At 34.3% G+C, this 20,267-nt stretch carries 11 protein-coding genes; 9 read left to right on the top strand and 2 right to left on the bottom strand.

Going from position 1 to position 20,267, the window contains the following annotated elements:
* The first annotated feature begins 1 nt into the window (after window position 1).
* The 6 genes from rplA (at window position 2) to EDB96_RS05600 (ending at window position 10,642) form a co-directional block, all read left to right on the top strand.
* Window positions 2–691: a 50S ribosomal protein L1 gene (gene rplA, locus EDB96_RS05575; RefSeq protein ID WP_057117055.1), complete on the top strand. Its 690-nt coding sequence runs from the start codon at window positions 2–4 to the stop codon at window positions 689–691.
* Between the two features lie 22 nt (window positions 692–713).
* A complete protein-coding gene (gene rplJ, locus EDB96_RS05580) occupies window positions 714–1,217 on the top strand; it encodes a 50S ribosomal protein L10 (RefSeq protein ID WP_057117054.1) in 504 nt (167 codons plus the stop codon).
* Between the two features lie 89 nt (window positions 1,218–1,306).
* A complete protein-coding gene (rplL, locus tag EDB96_RS05585) occupies window positions 1,307–1,678 on the top strand; it encodes a 50S ribosomal protein L7/L12 (RefSeq protein WP_026730429.1) in 372 nt (123 codons plus the stop codon).
* A gap of 263 nt (window positions 1,679–1,941) precedes the next feature.
* On the top strand, window positions 1,942–5,754 hold the full coding sequence (gene rpoB / locus EDB96_RS05590) for a DNA-directed RNA polymerase subunit beta (RefSeq protein ID WP_057117052.1): 3,813 nt from the start codon (window positions 1,942–1,944) through the stop codon (window positions 5,752–5,754).
* Window positions 5,755–6,012: 258 nt separating this feature from the next.
* Window positions 6,013–10,320: a DNA-directed RNA polymerase subunit beta' gene (gene rpoC / locus EDB96_RS05595; protein ID WP_057117051.1), complete on the top strand. Its 4,308-nt coding sequence runs from the start codon at window positions 6,013–6,015 to the stop codon at window positions 10,318–10,320.
* Window positions 10,321–10,330: 10 nt separating this feature from the next.
* Window positions 10,331–10,642 (top strand): DUF3467 domain-containing protein, encoded by a 312-nt coding sequence (locus tag EDB96_RS05600; RefSeq protein WP_012024017.1) that lies wholly within the window; start codon window positions 10,331–10,333, stop codon window positions 10,640–10,642.
* Window positions 10,643–10,931: 289 nt separating this feature from the next.
* Here EDB96_RS05600 and EDB96_RS05605 read toward each other — a convergent pair whose 3' ends face one another.
* Both EDB96_RS05605 and EDB96_RS05610 read right to left on the bottom strand, forming a co-directional pair.
* Complete coding sequence (locus tag EDB96_RS05605; protein WP_057117050.1) at window positions 10,932–12,524, bottom strand: peptide chain release factor 3; 1,593 nt, start codon at window positions 12,522–12,524, stop codon at window positions 10,932–10,934.
* A gap of 145 nt (window positions 12,525–12,669) precedes the next feature.
* The gene (locus EDB96_RS05610; RefSeq protein ID WP_134139596.1) at window positions 12,670–14,109 is read right to left on the bottom strand and encodes an alpha-amylase; all 1,440 of its coding nucleotides are present in this window, start codon (window positions 14,107–14,109) and stop codon (window positions 12,670–12,672) included.
* Window positions 14,110–14,607: 498 nt separating this feature from the next.
* Between EDB96_RS05610 and EDB96_RS05615 the strand changes: the two genes are divergently transcribed.
* From EDB96_RS05615 to EDB96_RS05625, 3 genes are all read left to right on the top strand, one after another.
* Complete coding sequence (locus EDB96_RS05615; RefSeq protein WP_134139597.1) at window positions 14,608–16,041, top strand: peptidylprolyl isomerase; 1,434 nt, start codon at window positions 14,608–14,610, stop codon at window positions 16,039–16,041.
* 78 nt (window positions 16,042–16,119) lie between these two features.
* A complete protein-coding gene (locus EDB96_RS05620) occupies window positions 16,120–17,073 on the top strand; it encodes an AAA family ATPase (RefSeq protein ID WP_057117048.1) in 954 nt (317 codons plus the stop codon).
* 414 nt (window positions 17,074–17,487) lie between these two features.
* Window positions 17,488–20,259: a bifunctional aconitate hydratase 2/2-methylisocitrate dehydratase gene (locus tag EDB96_RS05625; RefSeq protein WP_057117047.1), complete on the top strand. Its 2,772-nt coding sequence runs from the start codon at window positions 17,488–17,490 to the stop codon at window positions 20,257–20,259.
* Window positions 20,260–20,267 lie beyond the last annotated feature (8 nt).

Consider the following 20,267-nt stretch of genomic DNA (forward strand, 5'->3'; position numbering starts at 1 on the left):
CATGGCAAAATTAACAAAAAAGCAAAAAGAGGCTGCTTCAAAAATTGAAAAGAACAAACTATATTCTCTTAAAGATGCAGCTGCATTAATAAAAGTAGTTGCTTCTGCAAAATTTGATGAGTCTGTTGATATCGCAGTTCGTTTGGGTGTAGATCCAAGAAAAGCGAATCAAATGGTTAGAGGTGTGGTTACATTACCTCACGGAACAGGTAAAGACGTTAAAGTATTAGCATTGGTTACTCCAGATAAAGAAGCGGAAGCTAAAGAAGCTGGGGCTGATTATGTAGGTCTTGACGATTATTTACAAAAAATTAAAGACGGTTGGACAGATGTTGATGTGATCATTACTATGCCTGCTGTTATGGGTAAATTAGGTCCATTAGGTCGTATTTTAGGACCTAGAGGTTTAATGCCAAACCCTAAAACAGGTACAGTAACTATGGATGTTGCTAAAGCTGTTCAAGAGGTTAAAGCTGGTAAAATTGACTTTAAAGTTGACAAAACTGGTATCGTTCACGCAGGAATTGGTAAAGTTTCTTTTGGAGCTGAGCAAATTGTTGACAACGCACACGAAATTATTCAAACATTAATAAAACTTAAACCAACTGCTGCTAAAGGTACATACATTAAAGGTATTCACCTTACAAGCACTATGAGTCCAGCTATTGCATTGGATCCTAAAGCAGTATAATTGGTAGTTAAAAATTTTTAGTATGACTAGAGAAGAAAAATCAATCGCGATTGAAAATTTAACTGCGCAGTTAGCTGGTACAAATATCATTTATGTATCTGATATTTCTGGATTAAACGCAGAAACAACTTCAAACTTACGTAGAGCTTGTTTTAAAGCAGGAATCAAATTAGAAGTTGTTAAGAACACTTTGCTTGCAAAAGCAATGGAAGCTTCTGCTAATGATTATGGTGATTTACCTTCAGTATTGACTGGTAATAGTGCTATATTCATTTCTGATGTAGCTAATGCTCCTGGAAAAATCATCAAAGATTTCCGTAAGAAATCTGATAAACCAGTTTTAAAAGGTGCTTTCATCAATAATGAAGTTTATATTGGAGATAATCAATTAGATGCATTAGCAACTATTAAATCTAAAGAAGAACTTCTTGGAGAGCTTATTGGATTGTTACAATCTCCAGCTCAAAGAATTATTTCTGCTTTACAAAACAAATTCGCTGGTAGCGAAGAAGAAGCTGAAGCATAATAATTATTGTAAGAGAATTTCTCTTACAGCTTAAATAGCGCACAATAAACAAAATATAATTTTACAAATCATTTTAAACGATAGAAAAAATGGCAGATTTGAAACAATTCGCAGAACAATTAGTTAACTTAACAGTTAAAGAAGTTAACGAATTAGCAACAATATTAAAAGACGAGTATGGTATCGAGCCTGCTGCTGCAGCTGTAGTAGTTGCTGCTGGTGGTGGAGAAGGTGCTGCTGAAGAAGCACAAACTGAATTTACAGTTGTATTAAAAGAAGCTGGAGCTTCTAAATTAGCTGTTGTAAAATTAGTTAAAGAACTTACAGGTTTAGGTCTTAAAGAAGCTAAAGATGTAGTTGACGGTGCTCCAAGTAACGTTAAAGAAGGTGTTTCTAAAGAAGAGGCTGAAGGTCTTAAAAAAGCATTAGAAGAAGCTGGAGCTGTTGTTGAGTTAAAATAACAAAACGCAGTTTAGAACTAGGTTTAGACCTTGGATGGAATCATCCAAGGGTCTAAACCATTTTTCGTATAATAAAATAGATCAAGTTTTATTATCAAATAGTTTAAAATACGAAAAAGTTTTTGATCAATACGAAGACAAAAAATTGAACTCTTTTTTACAGTTTATTTTTAAAGATGTATTGATTATAATAAGAAAGTATAGATTAAACAGTGTGTGTTTACACAAAAATTACTTTTTTTTAATCAAAATTTTGTCCATTGATGATAACAAATCAGACTGAAAGATTGAATTTTGCCTCTACAAAAAATATTCCTGACTATCCAGATTTCTTAGATGTTCAGGTTAAATCTTTTAAAGATTTCTTTCAATTAGAAACGAAATCTGACGAAAGAGGCAACGAAGGGTTATACAACACCTTCATGGAAAACTTTCCAATCACAGATACAAGAAACAACTTTGTATTGGAGTTCCTAGATTATTTTGTTGATCCACCACGTTATACAATTCAAGAATGTATAGAGAGAGGTCTTACTTATAGTGTGCCTTTAAAAGCTAGGTTGAAACTATACTGTACAGATCCAGAACACGAAGATTTTGAAACAATTGTACAAGATGTTTATCTAGGTACAATTCCTTATATGACTCCAAGTGGTACCTTTGTTATTAATGGTGCCGAGCGTGTAGTAGTATCTCAATTACACCGTTCTCCTGGGGTTTTCTTTGGACAATCATTCCACGCAAATGGAACAAAACTATATTCTGCCAGAGTAATTCCTTTTAAAGGTTCTTGGATAGAATTTTCTACAGATATCAATAGTGTAATGTACGCTTATATCGATAGAAAGAAAAAATTACCTGTAACAACTTTATTCCGTGCAATTGGATTCGAAAGAGATAAGGATATCCTTGAAATTTTCGACTTAGCTGAAGAAATTAAAGTTTCTAAAACAGGAATTAAAAAATATATTGGAAGAAGACTTGCTGCGCGTGTTTTGAATACATGGCACGAGGATTTCGTTGATGAAGATACTGGAGAGGTAGTTTCTATCGAACGTAATGAAATCATCCTTGATCGTGATACTATTATCGACAAAGATAATGTAGAAGAGATCATCGATTCTAACGTTAAATCTATCTTGTTACACAAGGAGGATAATAACCAAGCAGATTATGCTATTATCCACAATACGTTACAAAAAGATCCAACAAACTCTGAAAAAGAAGCTGTAGAGCACATTTACCGTCAGTTGCGTAACGCTGAACCGCCTGATGAGGAAACTGCTCGTGGTATTATAGATAAATTGTTCTTCTCTGACCAACGTTACAACTTAGGTGAAGTAGGTCGTTACAGAATGAACAAAAAATTAGATTTAGATATCCCAATGGATAAGCAAGTGCTTACTAAAGAAGATATCATTACAATCGTAAAATATTTGATCGAATTAATTAACTCTAAAGCAGAGATTGATGATATCGATCACTTATCAAACCGTCGTGTTAGAACAGTTGGTGAACAATTGTCTCAACAATTCGGTGTAGGTTTAGCACGTATGGCTAGAACTATTCGTGAGAGAATGAACGTTAGAGATAACGAGGTGTTTACACCAATTGATTTGATTAATGCTAAAACATTATCATCAGTTATCAACTCTTTCTTTGGTACTAACCAGTTATCTCAATTTATGGATCAAACGAATCCATTAGCTGAGATTACACACAAAAGAAGACTTTCTGCACTAGGACCAGGTGGACTTTCGAGAGAGAGAGCTGGTTTCGAGGTTCGTGACGTTCACTATACTCACTATGGTCGTTTATGTCCGATTGAAACTCCTGAGGGACCAAACATTGGTTTGATTTCATCTCTTGGTGTTTATGCAAAAGTAAACGGAATGGGATTTATTGAGACTCCTTACCGTAAAGTTACTGATGGTGTAGTTGATTTAGAAAGTACACCTATTTATTTAAGTGCTGAAGAAGAAGAAGGAAAAATGATTGCTCAGGCAAACATTGAAATGGATGCTTCTGGTAAAATTACAGCTAGCAATGTTATTGCTCGTGAGGAAGGTGACTTCCCAGTTGTTGAACCAACATCAGTACATTATACAGACGTTGCTCCTAACCAAATTGCATCGATTTCTGCATCTTTAATTCCTTTCTTGGAGCATGATGATGCTAACCGTGCGTTGATGGGATCAAACATGATGCGTCAGGCAGTTCCTTTGATCCGTCCTGAAGCGCCGATTGTTGGTACAGGTTTAGAGCGTCAAGTAGCTTCAGATTCAAGAGTATTAATCAATGCTGAAGGGCATGGTACTGTTGAGTATGTTGATGCTAATATCATTACTATTAAATACGATCGTACTGAAGATGAGAGAATGGTTAGTTTTGATGCTGATGAGAAAACTTACAACTTAATTAAATTTAGAAAAACCAATCAAGGTACAAGTATCAACTTGAAACCTATCGTAAGAAAAGGTGATAGAGTTGTTCCTGGGCAAGTATTGTCTGAAGGATATGCTACTCAAAATGGTGAATTAGCTTTAGGTAGAAACTTAAAAGTTGCGTTCATGCCATGGAAAGGGTATAACTTCGAGGATGCGATTGTAATTTCTGAAAAAGTAGTTCGTGATGATATTTTTACTTCTATCCACGTTGATGATTATTCATTAGAGGTTAGAGATACTAAGTTAGGAAACGAAGAGTTAACAAACGATATTCCTAACGTTTCTGAAGAAGCTACTAAAGATTTAGATGAAAACGGTATGATTAGAATTGGAGCAGAGGTTAAACCTGGCGACATTTTAATCGGAAAAATTACACCAAAAGGAGAATCAGATCCTACTCCAGAGGAGAAATTGCTTCGTGCAATCTTCGGGGATAAAGCAGGTGATGTAAAAGATGCTTCATTAAAAGCTTCTCCATCTTTACATGGTGTAGTTCTTGACAAAAAATTATTTGCAAGAGCCGTAAAAGATAAACGTAAACGTACTCAAGATAAAGATGCTTTAGGCGCTTTAGAAATGGAGTTTGAAACTAAATTTGTTGAATTAAAAGACAGATTAGTTGAAAAATTATTCTTGATTGTTAACGGAAAAACATCTCAAGGTGTAATGAATGATTTGGGTGAAGAAGTTTTACCAAAAGGTAAAAAATATACTCAAAAAATGCTTTACGCAGTAGAAGATTTTGCTCACTTAAGCAAAGGCCAATGGGTTGCTGATGACGCTACAAATAAAATGGTTAATGATTTAATTCATAACTATAAAATTAAGCTGAACGACTTACAAGGATCTTTAAGAAGAGAAAAATTCACTATTACAGTTGGAGATGAATTACCATCTGGAATCTTGAAATTAGCTAAGATTTATATTGCTAAGAAACGTAAATTGAAAGTAGGGGATAAAATGGCAGGTCGTCACGGTAACAAAGGTATTGTTGCTAGAATCGTTCGTCATGAAGATATGCCTTTCTTAGAAGATGGAACACCAGTAGATATCGTATTGAATCCACTTGGGGTACCTTCACGTATGAACATTGGTCAGATTTATGAGACTGTTCTTGGATGGGCTGGTATGAACTTGGGTAGAAAATTTGCTACTCCAATTTTTGACGGTGCTTCTCTTGACGAAATCAATGCTTTGACTGATGAGGCTAACGTACCACGTTTTGGACATACATACCTTTATGATGGTGGAACTGGAGAGCGTTTTGCACAAAAAGCAACTGTGGGTGTAATTTACATGCTTAAATTAGGACACATGGTTGATGATAAGATGCACGCACGTTCTATCGGACCATACTCATTGATTACGCAACAGCCACTTGGAGGTAAGGCTCAATTTGGAGGTCAGCGTTTTGGAGAGATGGAGGTTTGGGCACTTGAGGCTTATGGAGCTTCAAGCACATTACGTGAGATCTTAACTGTTAAGTCTGATGACGTTATTGGTAGAGCTAAAACTTACGAGGCTATCGTTAAAGGTGAATCTATGCCAGAACCAGGTTTACCAGAATCATTCAATGTATTGATGCACGAATTGAAAGGTCTAGGACTAGACATTCGTTTAGAAGAATAAAAAAAAGTTTTGTAATCAGTCTCATTTTTTAATGGGACTGATTACTCATTTATAAAGTTTTTAAAGATTTATACCCGTAAACCGTTCCGATTTTTTATAAAAATGCGAGGCATTTTATAACTAGCACTTCAAATTTAATTCTGAGGTTTAGAGAAGTAACCCGAGGTAGTAGCTGAATGATTAACTCTTTATTCTAAAAGAGTAGATTATAAATCTAAAATCAATTTTTTAATTGCAAATAAATCAATAGTAAAAACTATGATGAATAACAGAAACAATAAAGATAAAAATCCAGTTAAAAGATTTAATAAAATCTCAATTGGATTGGCTTCACCAGAATCTATCTTGAAAGAATCAAGAGGAGAGGTTTTAAAGCCAGAAACTATCAACTATAGAACGCACAAGCCTGAGCGTGACGGACTTTTCTGCGAAAGAATCTTCGGACCTGTTAAGGATTTTGAGTGTGCTTGTGGTAAATATAAAAGAATTCGTTACAAAGGTATCATCTGTGACCGTTGTGGTGTTGAAGTTACTGAGAAAAAAGTACGTCGTGATAGAGTAGGACACATCAACCTTGTTGTGCCAATTGCTCACATTTGGTATTTCCGTTCTCTTCCAAATAAAATTGGTTATATCCTTGGTCTTCCATCTAAGAAATTAGACATGATCATTTACTACGAAAGATACGTAGTAATCCAAGCTGGTATTGCTAAAAATGCAGATGGAGAATCTTTACAAAGATTAGATTTCTTAACTGAAGAAGAATATTTAAATATTTTAGATACTCTTCCACAAGAAAACCAATATTTAGATGATTTAGATCCAAATAAATTTGTTGCCAAAATGGGAGCAGAGTGTATTATGGATTTATTAGCTCGTATTGACTTAGATGCTTTATCTTATGAATTAAGACACAGCGCTAACAACGAAACATCTAAACAACGTAAAACTGAAGCTTTAAAAAGATTACAAGTTGTTGAGTCTTTCCGTGAGTCTAACGAAAACCGCGAAAACCGTCCAGAATGGATGATTATGAAAGTGGTTCCAGTTATCCCGCCAGAATTACGTCCGCTTGTGCCACTTGATGGAGGTCGTTTTGCAACTTCAGATTTGAACGATTTATATCGTCGTGTAATCATCCGTAACAACCGTTTAAAAAGATTAATGGAGATTAAAGCTCCAGAAGTTATCTTAAGAAACGAGAAACGTATGTTACAAGAATCTGTTGATTCATTATTTGACAACACACGTAAAGCTTCTGCTGTAAAAACAGAATCTAACAGACCATTAAAATCATTATCTGACTCATTAAAAGGTAAGCAAGGACGTTTCCGTCAAAACCTTTTAGGAAAACGTGTGGATTATTCTGCTCGTTCGGTAATTGTTGTTGGTCCAGAGTTAAAATTATATGAGTGTGGATTGCCAAAAGATATGGCATCTGAATTATACAAGCCTTTCGTTATCCGTAAATTGATCGAAAGAGGTATTGTAAAAACAGTAAAATCTGCAAAGAAAATCATTGACAAAAAAGAGCCAGTAGTTTGGGATATCCTTGAAAATGTAATTAAAGGACACCCAGTATTACTTAACCGTGCTCCTACTTTGCACAGACTTGGTATTCAAGCTTTCCAGCCAAAATTAATTGAAGGAAAAGCGATCCAATTACACCCATTAGTATGTACGGCTTTCAACGCCGATTTCGATGGTGACCAGATGGCGGTTCACTTACCATTAGGACCAGAGGCTATTTTAGAGGCTCAATTATTAATGTTGGCTTCTCATAATATCTTGAATCCTGCAAATGGTGCGCCTATTACTGTACCTTCTCAGGACATGGTCTTGGGTCTATATTATATGACCAAAGAGCGTATTTCTACAGAAGATCACAAAATTTTAGGTCAAGATTTGACTTTCTATTCTGCTGAAGAAGTAAACATTGCATTAAACGAAGGAAGATTAGAATTGAATGCTCGTGTGAAAATTAGAGCAAAAGATTTTAATGAAGCTGGAGAATTAGTGTACCAAATTATTCAAACAACTGCAGGACGTGTATTATTTAACGAAGTAGTACCTGAAGCAGCTGGATATATCAATGACGTATTGACTAAGAAAAACCTTAGAGATATTATCGGACACATTTTAAGTGTGACTGATGTACCTACTACAGCAGCTTTCTTGGATAATATGAAAGATATGGGATATAAATTCGCATTTAGAGGAGGTTTGTCATTTTCTTTAGGTGATATTAGAATTCCAGAACAAAAAACTAAGTTAATTGCAGATGCTAGAGAGCAAGTTGAAGGTATCTCAACTAACTATAACATGGGTCTTATCACAAATAACGAGCGTTACAACCAAGTTATTGACGTATGGACTTCAGCAAATGCGCAGTTAACAGAATTAGCAATGAAAAATATTAGAGAAGACCAGCAAGGTTTCAACTCTGTATATATGATGCTTGACTCTGGAGCGAGGGGTTCTAAGGAACAGATTCGTCAGTTAACTGGTATGCGTGGTTTGATGGCTAAGCCTAAAAAATCTACTGCTGGTGGTGGTGAGATTATTGAAAACCCGATTCTTTCTAACTTTAAGGAAGGCCTTTCGATTCTTGAGTACTTTATTTCTACTCACGGTGCTCGTAAAGGTCTTGCGGATACGGCTCTTAAAACGGCCGATGCTGGTTACTTAACAAGAAGGCTTCATGACGTTTCTCAAGATGTTATTGTTAACATCGAAGATTGTGGAACTCTTAGAGGTGTTGAAGTTGCTGCATTGAAGAAAAATGAGGAAATCGTTGAATCTTTAGGTGAGAGAATCTTAGGACGTGTTGCATTGCAAGATGTTATTAATCCTCTTACTAATGAAGTAATGGTTAAATCTGGAGAGCAAATTACGGAATCAATTATGAGAACTATCGAAGCTTCTCCAATTGAAAAAGTAGAAGTTAGATCTCCATTAACATGTGAAGCTTTAAAAGGAATTTGTGCTAAATGTTACGGTAGAAACTTAGCTACTGGTAAGATGACACAAAGAGGTGAAGCTGTCGGAGTTATTGCAGCTCAGTCTATTGGAGAGCCAGGTACACAGTTAACACTTCGTACGTTCCACGTTGGAGGGGTTGCTGGAGGTATTTCTGAAGAATCTAGTATTATTACAAGATTTAACGGTAGACTTGAAATTGAAGATTTAAAAACAGTTAAAGGAGAAGACGGAGAAGGAAACTCTGTTGATATCGTTGTTTCACGTTCAACTGAATTAAAGTTAGTTGATGAGAAAACTGGAATTGTTTTAAATACACATAACATTCCTTACGGTTCTAGTATTTTTGTAAATGATGGTGATACTGTCGCAAAAGGAACTGTAATCTGTAAGTGGGATCCATATAACGGTGTAATTGTTTCTGAATTTACTGGTAAGATTGCTTACGAAGATTTAGAACAAGGTCAATCATTCATGGTTGAGATCGATGAGCAGACTGGTTTCCAAGAAAAAGTAATTTCTGAGGCTAGAAACAAAAAATTAATCCCAACTTTATTGGTTTATGGTAAAGAAGGAGAATTGATTCGTTCTTACAACTTACCAGTAGGTGCACACTTAATGGTTGAAAATGGTGAGAAAATTAAAGCAGGTAAGGTATTAGTAAAAATCCCTCGTCGTTCTTCTAAAGCAGGTGATATCACGGGAGGTTTACCAAGAATTACGGAGTTGCTTGAAGCTCGTAACCCTTCAAACCCAGCAGTTGTGTCTGAAATTGATGGTGTTGTATCTTTCGGAAAAATTAAAAGAGGTAACCGTGAGATCGTTATCGAGTCTAAATTTGGTGAAATTAAAAAGTATTTAGTTAAACTTTCTAGCCAAATCTTAGTACAAGAAAATGACTTCGTAAGAGCGGGAGTTCCATTGTCTGATGGTGCAATTACACCAGATGACATCTTAAGAATTCAAGGTCCAGCTGCTGTTCAACAGTACTTGGTAAATGAAATTCAAGAGGTATACCGTTTACAAGGGGTAAAAATTAATGACAAGCACTTTGAGGTAGTTATTCGTCAAATGATGCGTAAAGTAAGAGTTCAGGATCCAGGTGATACTTTATTCTTAGAGGATCAATTAATTCATACTAAAGATTTCATCGTTCAAAACGATAAATTATATGGTATGAAAGTAGTTGAAGATGCTGGAGATTCTTCAGTATTGAAACCAGGTCAGATCATTACACCTCGTGAATTACGTGATGAAAATTCATTGTTGAAACGAAATGATAGAAATCTTGTTGTAGCAAGAGACGTAATTACTGCAACTGCAACGCCAGTTCTTCAAGGTATTACAAGAGCTTCGTTACAAACTAAATCATTCATCTCTGCTGCTTCTTTCCAAGAAACAACAAAAGTACTTAACGAAGCTGCTGTAGCTGGTAAAGTAGATGATTTAGAAGGATTAAAAGAAAATGTAATTGTTGGACACAGAATTCCTGCGGGAACTGGTATGAGAGAATACGATAACACTATCGTAGGATCTAAAGACGATTACAACGAAATGATGGCTAATAAAGAAGAATACATTTATTAATTAGGAAACTATGAGTAATCCGAAACAACAACAAGAGCAAATTAATATTGAGTTAGACGAAACTATTGCAGAAGGAATTTATTCTAATCTTGCGATTATTAATCACTCATCGTCAGAGTTTGTTTTAGATTTTGTGAGCATTATGCCCGGTATTCCTAAAGCCAAGGTAAAGTCAAGAATTGTTTTGACACCACAACATGCTAAAAGATTATTAAGAGCAATAGGTGAAAACATCCATCGATTTGAAGCAGCCCATGGTGAAATCAAAGAGACAGAACAAGCACCAATACCGCTTAATTTTGGTCCTGCGGGACAAGCATAAATTTTAAAGCCCCATTTTTTAATGGGGCTTTTTTATTATAAATAGGATTAAATGCATTTTATCTGATTTAATCTCCTTTAGTCGATTAAATTTCTTTAAATAATTGTATTAGAGTAATTTGGTAGCTTGTATGAAAGATTATTTTTGAAATATAATGACTTAGTAAGGTTGATTTAATTCAAATTAAAGAAAAGCGCTAATTTTAATATTAGCGCTTTTTTTATTGCAAATAAAAAGGCTGTCTAAAATTTATTAGACAGCCTTTTATATTTTTTTCTTTCCAATAGAATTAATCAAATTCTGATGTAAAGTATAATTTCACACTTGGATATTTACTTTGAGTCATTTGAATGGTAAAGTCTGAATCGGCTAAAAATACCAATTGGCCATATTTATCATGTGCAAGGAATTTTTGTTTGATTCGTTTAAATTCTTTGAACTCTTCATTCTTAGCATCATCTGGCTTTACCCAGCACGCTTTATGAACAGGGAAATTTTCATATGTACATTTTGCACCGTATTCATGCTCTAGACGATATTGAATAACTTCATATTGAAGCGCTCCAACAGTTCCAATTACTTTCCGGTTGTTCATTTCTAAAGTAAATAACTGAGCAACACCTTCGTCCATTAATTGATCAACACCTTTGTCCAATTGTTTCGCTTTCATCGGATCAGCGTTATTAATATATCTAAAGTGCTCTGGAGAGAAACTTGGAATTCCTTTAAAGCTCATCACTTCGCCCTCTGTCAAAGTATCACCAATTTTAAAGTTTCCTGTATCATGTAAACCAACAATATCACCTGGATAAGAAATATCCACGATTTCTTTTTTCTCAGCAAAAAAGGCATTTGGACTAGAGAATTTTAGATTTTTCTTTTGTCGGACATGGTAATAAGGTTTGTTTCTTTCGAAAGTTCCAGAAACAATTTTAATAAATGCCAGACGGTCACGGTGTTTAGGATCCATGTTAGCATGTATTTTAAATACAAAACCAGACATTTTTTCTTCGGTAGGATCAACTAAACGAGTTTCTGAATCTTTTGGTCTTGGTGATGGAGCGATTGTAACGAAACAGTCTAATAATTCACGAACTCCAAAATTATTCAAAGCTGAACCAAAAAATACAGGCTGAATTTTTCCGTCAAGATAATCCTGACGCTCAAATTTTGGATACACTTCATCAATCAATTCTAATTCCTCACGAAGTTTTTCAGCAGCTTTTTGACCAACAATTTTATCTAGTTCTGGATTATTTTGAACATCAGAAAAAGCAATTGTTTCCTCAATATTTTTACGGCTGTCACCACTAAAAAGATTAATGTTTTCTTCCCATAAATTATAAATTCCTTGGAAATCATAACCCATTCCGATAGGGAAGCTTAATGGTGTAACAGTTAAACCCAATTTTTGTTCCACTTCATCCATTAAATCAAAAGCATCTTTACCTTCACGATCTAACTTATTAATGAAAACAATCATCGGAATGTTACGCATTCTACAAACAGCAACTAATTTTTCTGTTTGTTCCTCAACCCCTTTTGCAACGTCAATAACAACAATTACACTATCAACAGCGGTTAAAGTTCTAAATGTATCTTCGGCAAAATCCTTGTGTCCTGGCGTATCAAGGATATTGATTTTTTTGTCTTTATAATTAAAAGCAAGTACAGAAGTCGAAACCGAAATACCTCTTTGGCGTTCGATTTCCATAAAGTCACTCGTTGCTCCTTTTTTTATTTTGTTATTCTTTACAGCTCCTGCTTCCTGAATTGCACCTCCAAATAACAGTAATTTTTCTGTTAATGTTGTTTTACCAGCATCGGGATGCGATATAATTCCAAATGTTCTTCTGCGTTGTATTTCTTTTAAAAAGCTCATATTTCGTATAAATAGGTTGCAAAAATACTATTAATTACCGCTTAATAAAAATATTCACTTCTTAAATTGGAACAGTTTTTCTCTTTCAAGTCTAAAAGAAAAAAATAAGGCTGTTATAAAACAGCCTTACAATAGTCATTTTAAATTACTGATTAATTGACCAAATTGAATATCCTTTTGGAGGACATTGTATTTTTACCCATTTATCGGCTTGCGTCGTTGGATACCAAGTCGAATTTCCGGTGAAATCTTTAATTTGTGTATTGGCCCAATTGGTCTGAACCCATCTTTCCTGCCAGACATCAGAATTGTTAATATAAACGACCAATCCAGGATTTCCATTGTAACCATTTCTTCTTGCAACATATTCGTCGTTATCAGAATATAAAATAGACGTTGTTCCAGTTGCTTTATTATTATGAATCCAAATCAAATTATTTAATTTGTTTTTGTCCAGCCATTCTTCATAATCTCTGTAGAAAATTGTTGGATAACCTTCGTGTGTTAATATATAAGAATAAGCCAATAATTTGCTCCATATTTCATCTGTATCATGATTAGTCACAAAAGTTACAGCTTTGTATGGATTACGTTTCCACATCATATCATCATTTAGCAGCGCAAGATTATTTCCATCAAAGGCATCATTCATTTTGTAATAGCAGGCAAAATCAAATACAGAGCTATTCGCATTATTAGCCCACCATTCAAGAGTATTTACATTAGAATCCCAATATTCACCAACAGAAAATCCGCCTACATTTGCATTCCAAGCATTTACAACCCAAGGACCAAATCCTTTAACGTAGTCAAATCTCCAGCCGTCAAACTTCATAGTGTTCTTGTAATATTTACCAACTCCATCAGCTCTCAGCCAAAGCCAGTCTTGAACATTTGGTGCAGCGTGACATAAATCTGGAAACCCTCCAAAGGCACCTTCATCATTATTCCCGTAACTGTTTTTATAAAAATCATTATAAGTACGCTTGAATTTTCCAGAGGCAATTCCAGTAAAGTTGGTCCAAGTATTTGTTCCAGTAAAAGGATTAGCTTCTGACTGGCCTCCACTGTTATGATTAATTACAATATCGGCATACACTTTCATGTTTTCAGTATGAGCAGCTGTTATCAAACTAACCAATTCGGTTTTGGATCCAAATCTAGTTTCTGTGCTTCCATTTTGATTGTAATCTCCAAAGTCAAAATAATCTGTTGGATCATAACCCATAGAAAAAGCTCCGTTTTGAGCTTTAGAAGCAGGTGGAAGCCAAATAGAACCAATTCCGGCATTTGACCACGCGGTTACTTTTGAGCTTACAGTATTCCACCAGTTTCCGCCTGCAGGAACATCCCAATAGAAGGCCTGCATCATTACGCCGCCGCCTGGGTTGTCTACATATTTACCTGTGGATGAACTTGAAGTTCCTGTGCTAAAAGGTTTTCCATCGTGATGCGTAACATCAATAATTTTGAATTGCTGGCTTTCAGCCTTTGAATCAATTTCGTTGGTTTCATTTTGTGAACAGGAATACAGCAGTCCCGTAACAGCTGTAATAAGGCACAACTTTAAAAAAGGTTTTTTCATAATAGATAGGGTTTAGTTAAATAGTTATTGCAATTATTTAATTTAAAGGCTATAAAAAGAAGATATTGTTATTTTTATATGTGATAAATTACTAATTACGCATCTAAAGTATATATTTTTTGAATTAATTTTAATTTGTAAGAAAATAGTTTGTTACGAAAACGTTGTAGTGTTGAGAACTTTTTTTATTCGGCTTACTTTAAGGTATTTATTTGCAATAGGCAACCTCGATTCTAAAGCTAGTTTAAGGAATAGTTATTTGATTGATATAAAGGAAACTAGTTAACCTCTTTAAAGTACCTGAATATAATCATCATATAATTTTTTGTTAATAGTATACCGGATAGTTGTATTATGTAATTGAATTGTTATTTTTGTTCGTTATAAGTTACGAAAGAACTATACTCTAATTATTTATGTTTAACTAGTATTTAAAAAACATCTATAATTTTGGCGGATTATTTAAAACAGGCTTACATTCAAATTAAATTTAAAATAATGTCATTAAAAAAATTACAGCTAAAAACAATTGATTTCAAGTTTGCACTAGCAATTTGTTTTTTTCTTTTTTTTGCTCCAATTATTACAGCTCAAGAAATAATTCCTGATGTTGTAGCCGAAAAACCTGTTGAAACTCACTCAGGAGGAAAATTAAAAATTGACGGAATTATTGCAACAGTAGGAGATTATATTGTTTTGGATTCTGACATTGATAAAGGATTTTTAGAAATTACTGCGCAAGGTGGTTCTACTAAAGATATAACGAGATGCCAAATGCTTGGTAAGCTTTTAGAAGATAAATTATATGCACATCAAGCTATTCAGGATAGTATCATTGTTAGTGATGCCGAAGTTAGAAGTATGATGGAAGAGCGTCTAAATTATATGACGCAGCAAGTTGGTGGAGATATCAGCAAAGTGGTTGAATACTACAAAAAGAGTTCTGTTGAAGAATTTAAAACATATTTTGCCGACATCTTAAAAGAGCAGAAACTTGCTTCAGAAATGAGAGACAAAATCATTAAAGATGTTGAAATTACTCCAGAAGAAGTTCGTAATTTCTTTAAGAAAATACCAAAAGATGAATTGCCAACCTTTGGTGCCGAGATGGAAGTAGCTCAAATTATTGTAGAACCAAAAGTTTCTAAAGAAGATAAGCAAAAAGTAATTGACAGATTAAATTCGATAAGACAGGACGTTTTAGATGGTTCTAGTTTTGCTACAAAAGCCGTTTTATATTCTCAAGATCCAGGATCTTCTCCAAATGGAGGTTATTATAAAATGACTAGAAAAACTCCTTTTGTAAAAGAATTTAAAGATGTTGCTTTTAGTTTACAGGCAGGTGAGATTTCACAGCCATTTGAAACAACTTTTGGTTTCCATATTATTATGGTTGAGAAAATAAAAGGACAAGAAGTAGAACTTCGTCATATTTTGATTGCTCCAACTGTTTCAGAAGCTGCTTTAAAAGAAGCAAAAGAAAGAATTACAAACATCAGAAATAAGATAATCAATAAAGAAATCACTTTTGCTGATGCTGCAAGAACAGAATCTGATGAAAAAGAAACAAGAGCAAATGGGGGAACTTTAGTAAATCCTACCACTCAAGATACTCGTTTCGAATTGACGAAAATGGATCCGGTATTATACAGTCAGGTTTCTAATTTAAAAGGAGATGAAGTTTCTCAGCCACTTTTAAATACAGATGACAAAGGAAAAAAAACGTATAAATTGATTACTGTTACAAACAGAATTGACGAACATACAGCAGATTATGCTAAGGATTATACAAAAATCAAAGAATTAGCATTGAAAGAAAAACAAATCAATGCAATCGCAAAATGGTTTGATACTAAGATTAAAGATACTTATATTAAAATTATTGGTGAATACAAAGAATGTGCTTTCGCAAACAACTGGTTGAAAAAATAATTTTTATTAAATAAATAAAAAGAGTTAGTTTTATGAATTCATAGAATTAACTCTTTTTAATTTAAAATATATTCATAAATGTCTGACGTAACAGCAATTCACAATTTAGTTCAAAAAAGAAACGAATTAAAAAAAGAAATAGCGAAAATCATTGTAGGGCAAGACGCCGTTGTAGATCAAATTTTACTTTGTATATTTTCTGGAGGACACGCACTTTTAATAGGTGTTCCGGGTTTGGCAAAAACCTTAATGATTAATACTTTATCTCAAGCTTTAGGTTTAGATTTTAAAAGAATTCAGTTTACGCCGGATTTAATGCCTTCTGATATTTTAGGAAGTGAAATTCTAGACGAAAATAGAAATTTCAAATTTATAAAAGGGCCAATTTTTTCTAACATTATTTTGGCAGATGAGATTAACAGAACACCGCCTAAAACTCAGGCAGCTCTTCTTGAGGCTATGCAGGAAAGATCGGTAACTATTGCAGGACAGCATCATAAATTAGATTTACCCTATTTTGTTTTAGCTACTCAAAACCCAATTGAACAGGAGGGAACATATCCGCTGCCAGAAGCGCAGTTAGACCGTTTTATGTTTGCAATAAAATTAGAATATCCAAGTTTTGAAGAAGAAGTTCAAGTTGTAAAACGTACAACTTCTGATGTAAAGACAGAAATAAATCCACTATTCACAGCTCAGGAAATTATAGATTTTCAGCATTTAATTCGTAGAATTCCTGTTGCTGATAATGTTATAGAATATGCAGTTACTTTAGTAAGCAAAACTCGTCCTGATAATGCTTTGACAAATGATTTTGTGAAAAATTATCTCGATTGGGGAGCAGGACCGAGAGCTTCACAAAACTTAATTTTGGCAGCAAAAGCTCATGCAGCATTCAATGGAAAGTTTTCACCAGATATTGAAGATGTCCAAGCTGTTGCAACTGGAATTTTACGTCATAGAATTATTAAAAATTATAAAGCAGATGCCGAAGGAATAACAGAAGAAGTTATTATTAAAAAGCTGATGTAAAATATCAATTGAAATTGAAAAAAAAAGCCTGATAATTTTATCAGGCTTTTTTTATTTTACGTGGTTAATAAAATAGAAAAAATATTGAATTTCGATGTCTTTAAAAAATAATAAATTGATCCGTTCAAGACAACTATAACGTTATAATTACTTATTTAGAACAGTTCTTTGTGAAAATAGAGGTAAAATCCCACTTACTTCGTAACATTAAATTTCGACTTTGTTAATGAAAAGATTTTAAAATATCAATAATTCATTTTTTTGATTCAAAATTGCTGTTTTAGCAAAAACAGACATTGAAAATCGTTTTTTAGCAATAATAATTTTTGAAAAGGCGAGATCTATTATATTCTTTTTAATTCTCGGCTTTAATTTTTAAATTTGCATACAAAAAAAAAATACTTCTACTATATTATGAATACTTACAAAGATTACATTAAAGAAATTGAAGAAAGAAAAGGCCAAGGACTTCATCCAAAGCCGATTGATGGTGCAGAATTATTAAGCGAAATCATTTCGCAAATTAAAGATGTAGATAACGAATATAGAGAAGATTCTCTTAAGTTTTTTATTTACAACACATTGCCAGGGACAACTAGTGCAGCTGGTGAAAAAGCTAAGTTTTTAAAAGAGATTATTCTTGGTCAATCTGTTGTAAAAGAAATAACTCCAACTTTTGCTTTTGAATTATTATCTCACATGAAGGGTGGTCCTTCAATTGGAGTACTGCTAGATTTAGCTCTAGGAAATGATGCTGCTATCGCAGCAGAAGCGGCAAAAGTTCTTAAAACACAAGTTTTCCTTTATGAGGCGGATACAGATCGTTTAATAGAGGCATATAAAAATGACAATGCAGTTGCAAAAGAAATCCTTGAGAGTTATGCTCAAGCTGAGTTCTTTACAAAACTTCCAGAAGTAGCTGACGAAATTAAAGTAGTTACTTATATTGCTGGTGAAGGAGATATTTCTACAGACTTGCTATCTCCAGGTAACCAAGCTCACTCCCGTTCAGATCGTGAACTTCACGGTAAATGTATGATTACTCCTCAAGCACAGGACGAAATCAAAATGCTTCAAGCACAGCATCCTGATAAAAGCGTTATGCTTATTGCAGAAAAAGGAACAATGGGTGTAGGTTCTTCAAGAATGTCAGGTGTAAATAACGTGGCACTTTGGACAGGAAAACAAGCAAGTCCATATATTCCATTCGTAAATATCGCTCCAATTGTTGGTGGAACAAACGGAATTTCTCCAATTTTCCTAACTACTGTTGATGTTACTGGTGGTATTGGTTTAGATCTAAAAAACTGGGTTAAAAAACTTGATGAGAATGGTAATGTTGTTCGTAATGAAAATGACGAACCAATTCTAGAGCAGGCATATTCTGTAGCAACAGGAACAGTTCTTACAATTAATATTAAAGAGAAAAAATTATACAACGGCGATCAGGAATTAATAGACATTTCTAAGGCATTTACACCTCAGAAAATGGAATTTATTAAAGCTGGAGGTTCATACGCGATTGTATTTGGTAAAAAACTTCAAACATTAGCGGCGAAAGTTTTAGGTATTGAAGCTCCTCTTGTATTTGCTCCATCAAAAGAAATCTCTATTGAAGGACAAGGTCTTACAGCAGTAGAAAAAATCTTTAACAGAAACGCTGTTGGTGTACCTGCTGGTAAAGTATTGCACGCTGGTTCTGATGTTCGTGTAGAAGTTAATATTGTAGGTTCTCAAGATACAACTGGACTTATGACTGCTCAGGAGTTAGAATCTATGGCTGCTACAGTAATTTCTCCAATAGTAGACGGTGCGTACCAATCAGGTTGTCATACTGCTTCCGTTTGGGATAAAAAAGCTCAGGCGAATATTCCAAAGTTGATGAAATTCATGAACGATTTTGGTTTAATTACAGCTCGTGATCCAAAAGGTGTTTATCACTCAATGACAGACGTAATTCACAAAGTACTTAACGATATCACTATAGATGAGTGGGCTATCATAATTGGTGGTGACTCTCACACCAGAATGTCAAAAGGTGTTGCTTTTGGAGCTGACTCAGGAACAGTTGCTCTTGCATTAGCTACAGGTGAGGCTTCTATGCCAATTCCAGAATCTGTAAAAGTTACTTTCAAAGGAGATATGAAAGGATACATGGACTTCCGTGATGTAGTTCATGCTACTCAAGCACAAATGCTTCATCAGTTTGGAGGAGAAAACGTATTCCAAGGTAGAATTATTGAGGTTCACATTGGAACTCTTACTGCTGACCAGGCATTTACGTTTACTGACTGGACTGCAGAGATGAAAGCAAAAGCTTCTATCTGTATTTCTGAAGATGATACTTTAATCGAATCATTGGAAATTGCAAAAGGCAGAATCCAGATTATGATCGATAAAGGTATGGATAACGATAAACACGTTCTTCAAGGGTTAATTAATAAAGCTGATAAGAGAATCGCTGAAATTAAATCTGCTGAGAAACCAGCTTTAACTCCAGATGCAAACGCTAAATATTACGCTGAAGTTGTAGTTGATTTGGATCAGATTGCTGAGCCAATGATTGCAGATCCAGACGTAAATAATGTTGATGTTTCTAAAAGATATACTCACGATACAATTAGACCTCTTTCTTTCTACGGAGGAGTGAAAAAAGTAGATCTTGGATTTATTGGTTCTTGTATGGTTCACAAAGGAGATATGAAAATTCTTGCTCAAATGCTTAAGAATATTGAAGATCAAAAAGGTAAAGTGGAGTTTTTAGCACCGCTTGTTGTAGCGCCTCCTACTTATAACATTGTCGATGAACTTAAAGCTGAAGGTGACTGGGAAGTTTTACAAAAATATTCAGGTTTCGAATTTGACGATAATGCTCCAAAAGGTGCAGCGCGTACAGAATATGAAAACATGTTGTATTTAGAGCGTCCAGGATGTAACCTTTGTATGGGTAATCAAGAAAAAGCGGCAAAAGGAGATACTGTAATGGCAACTTCTACTCGTCTTTTCCAAGGAAGAGTCGTAGAAGATTCTGAAGGTAAAAAAGGAGAGTCGTTACTTTCTTCTACACCAGTTGTAGTTTTATCTACAATTTTAGGTAGAACTCCAACATTAGATGAATATACAACTGCAGTTGAAGGCATCAACTTAACTAAATTTGCGCCTTCTAACAAGCAATTAGTAATGTAATCCTTCGA

Source organism: Flavobacterium sp. S87F.05.LMB.W.Kidney.N (assembly GCF_004366435.1).
Classification (GTDB): domain Bacteria; phylum Bacteroidota; class Bacteroidia; order Flavobacteriales; family Flavobacteriaceae; genus Flavobacterium.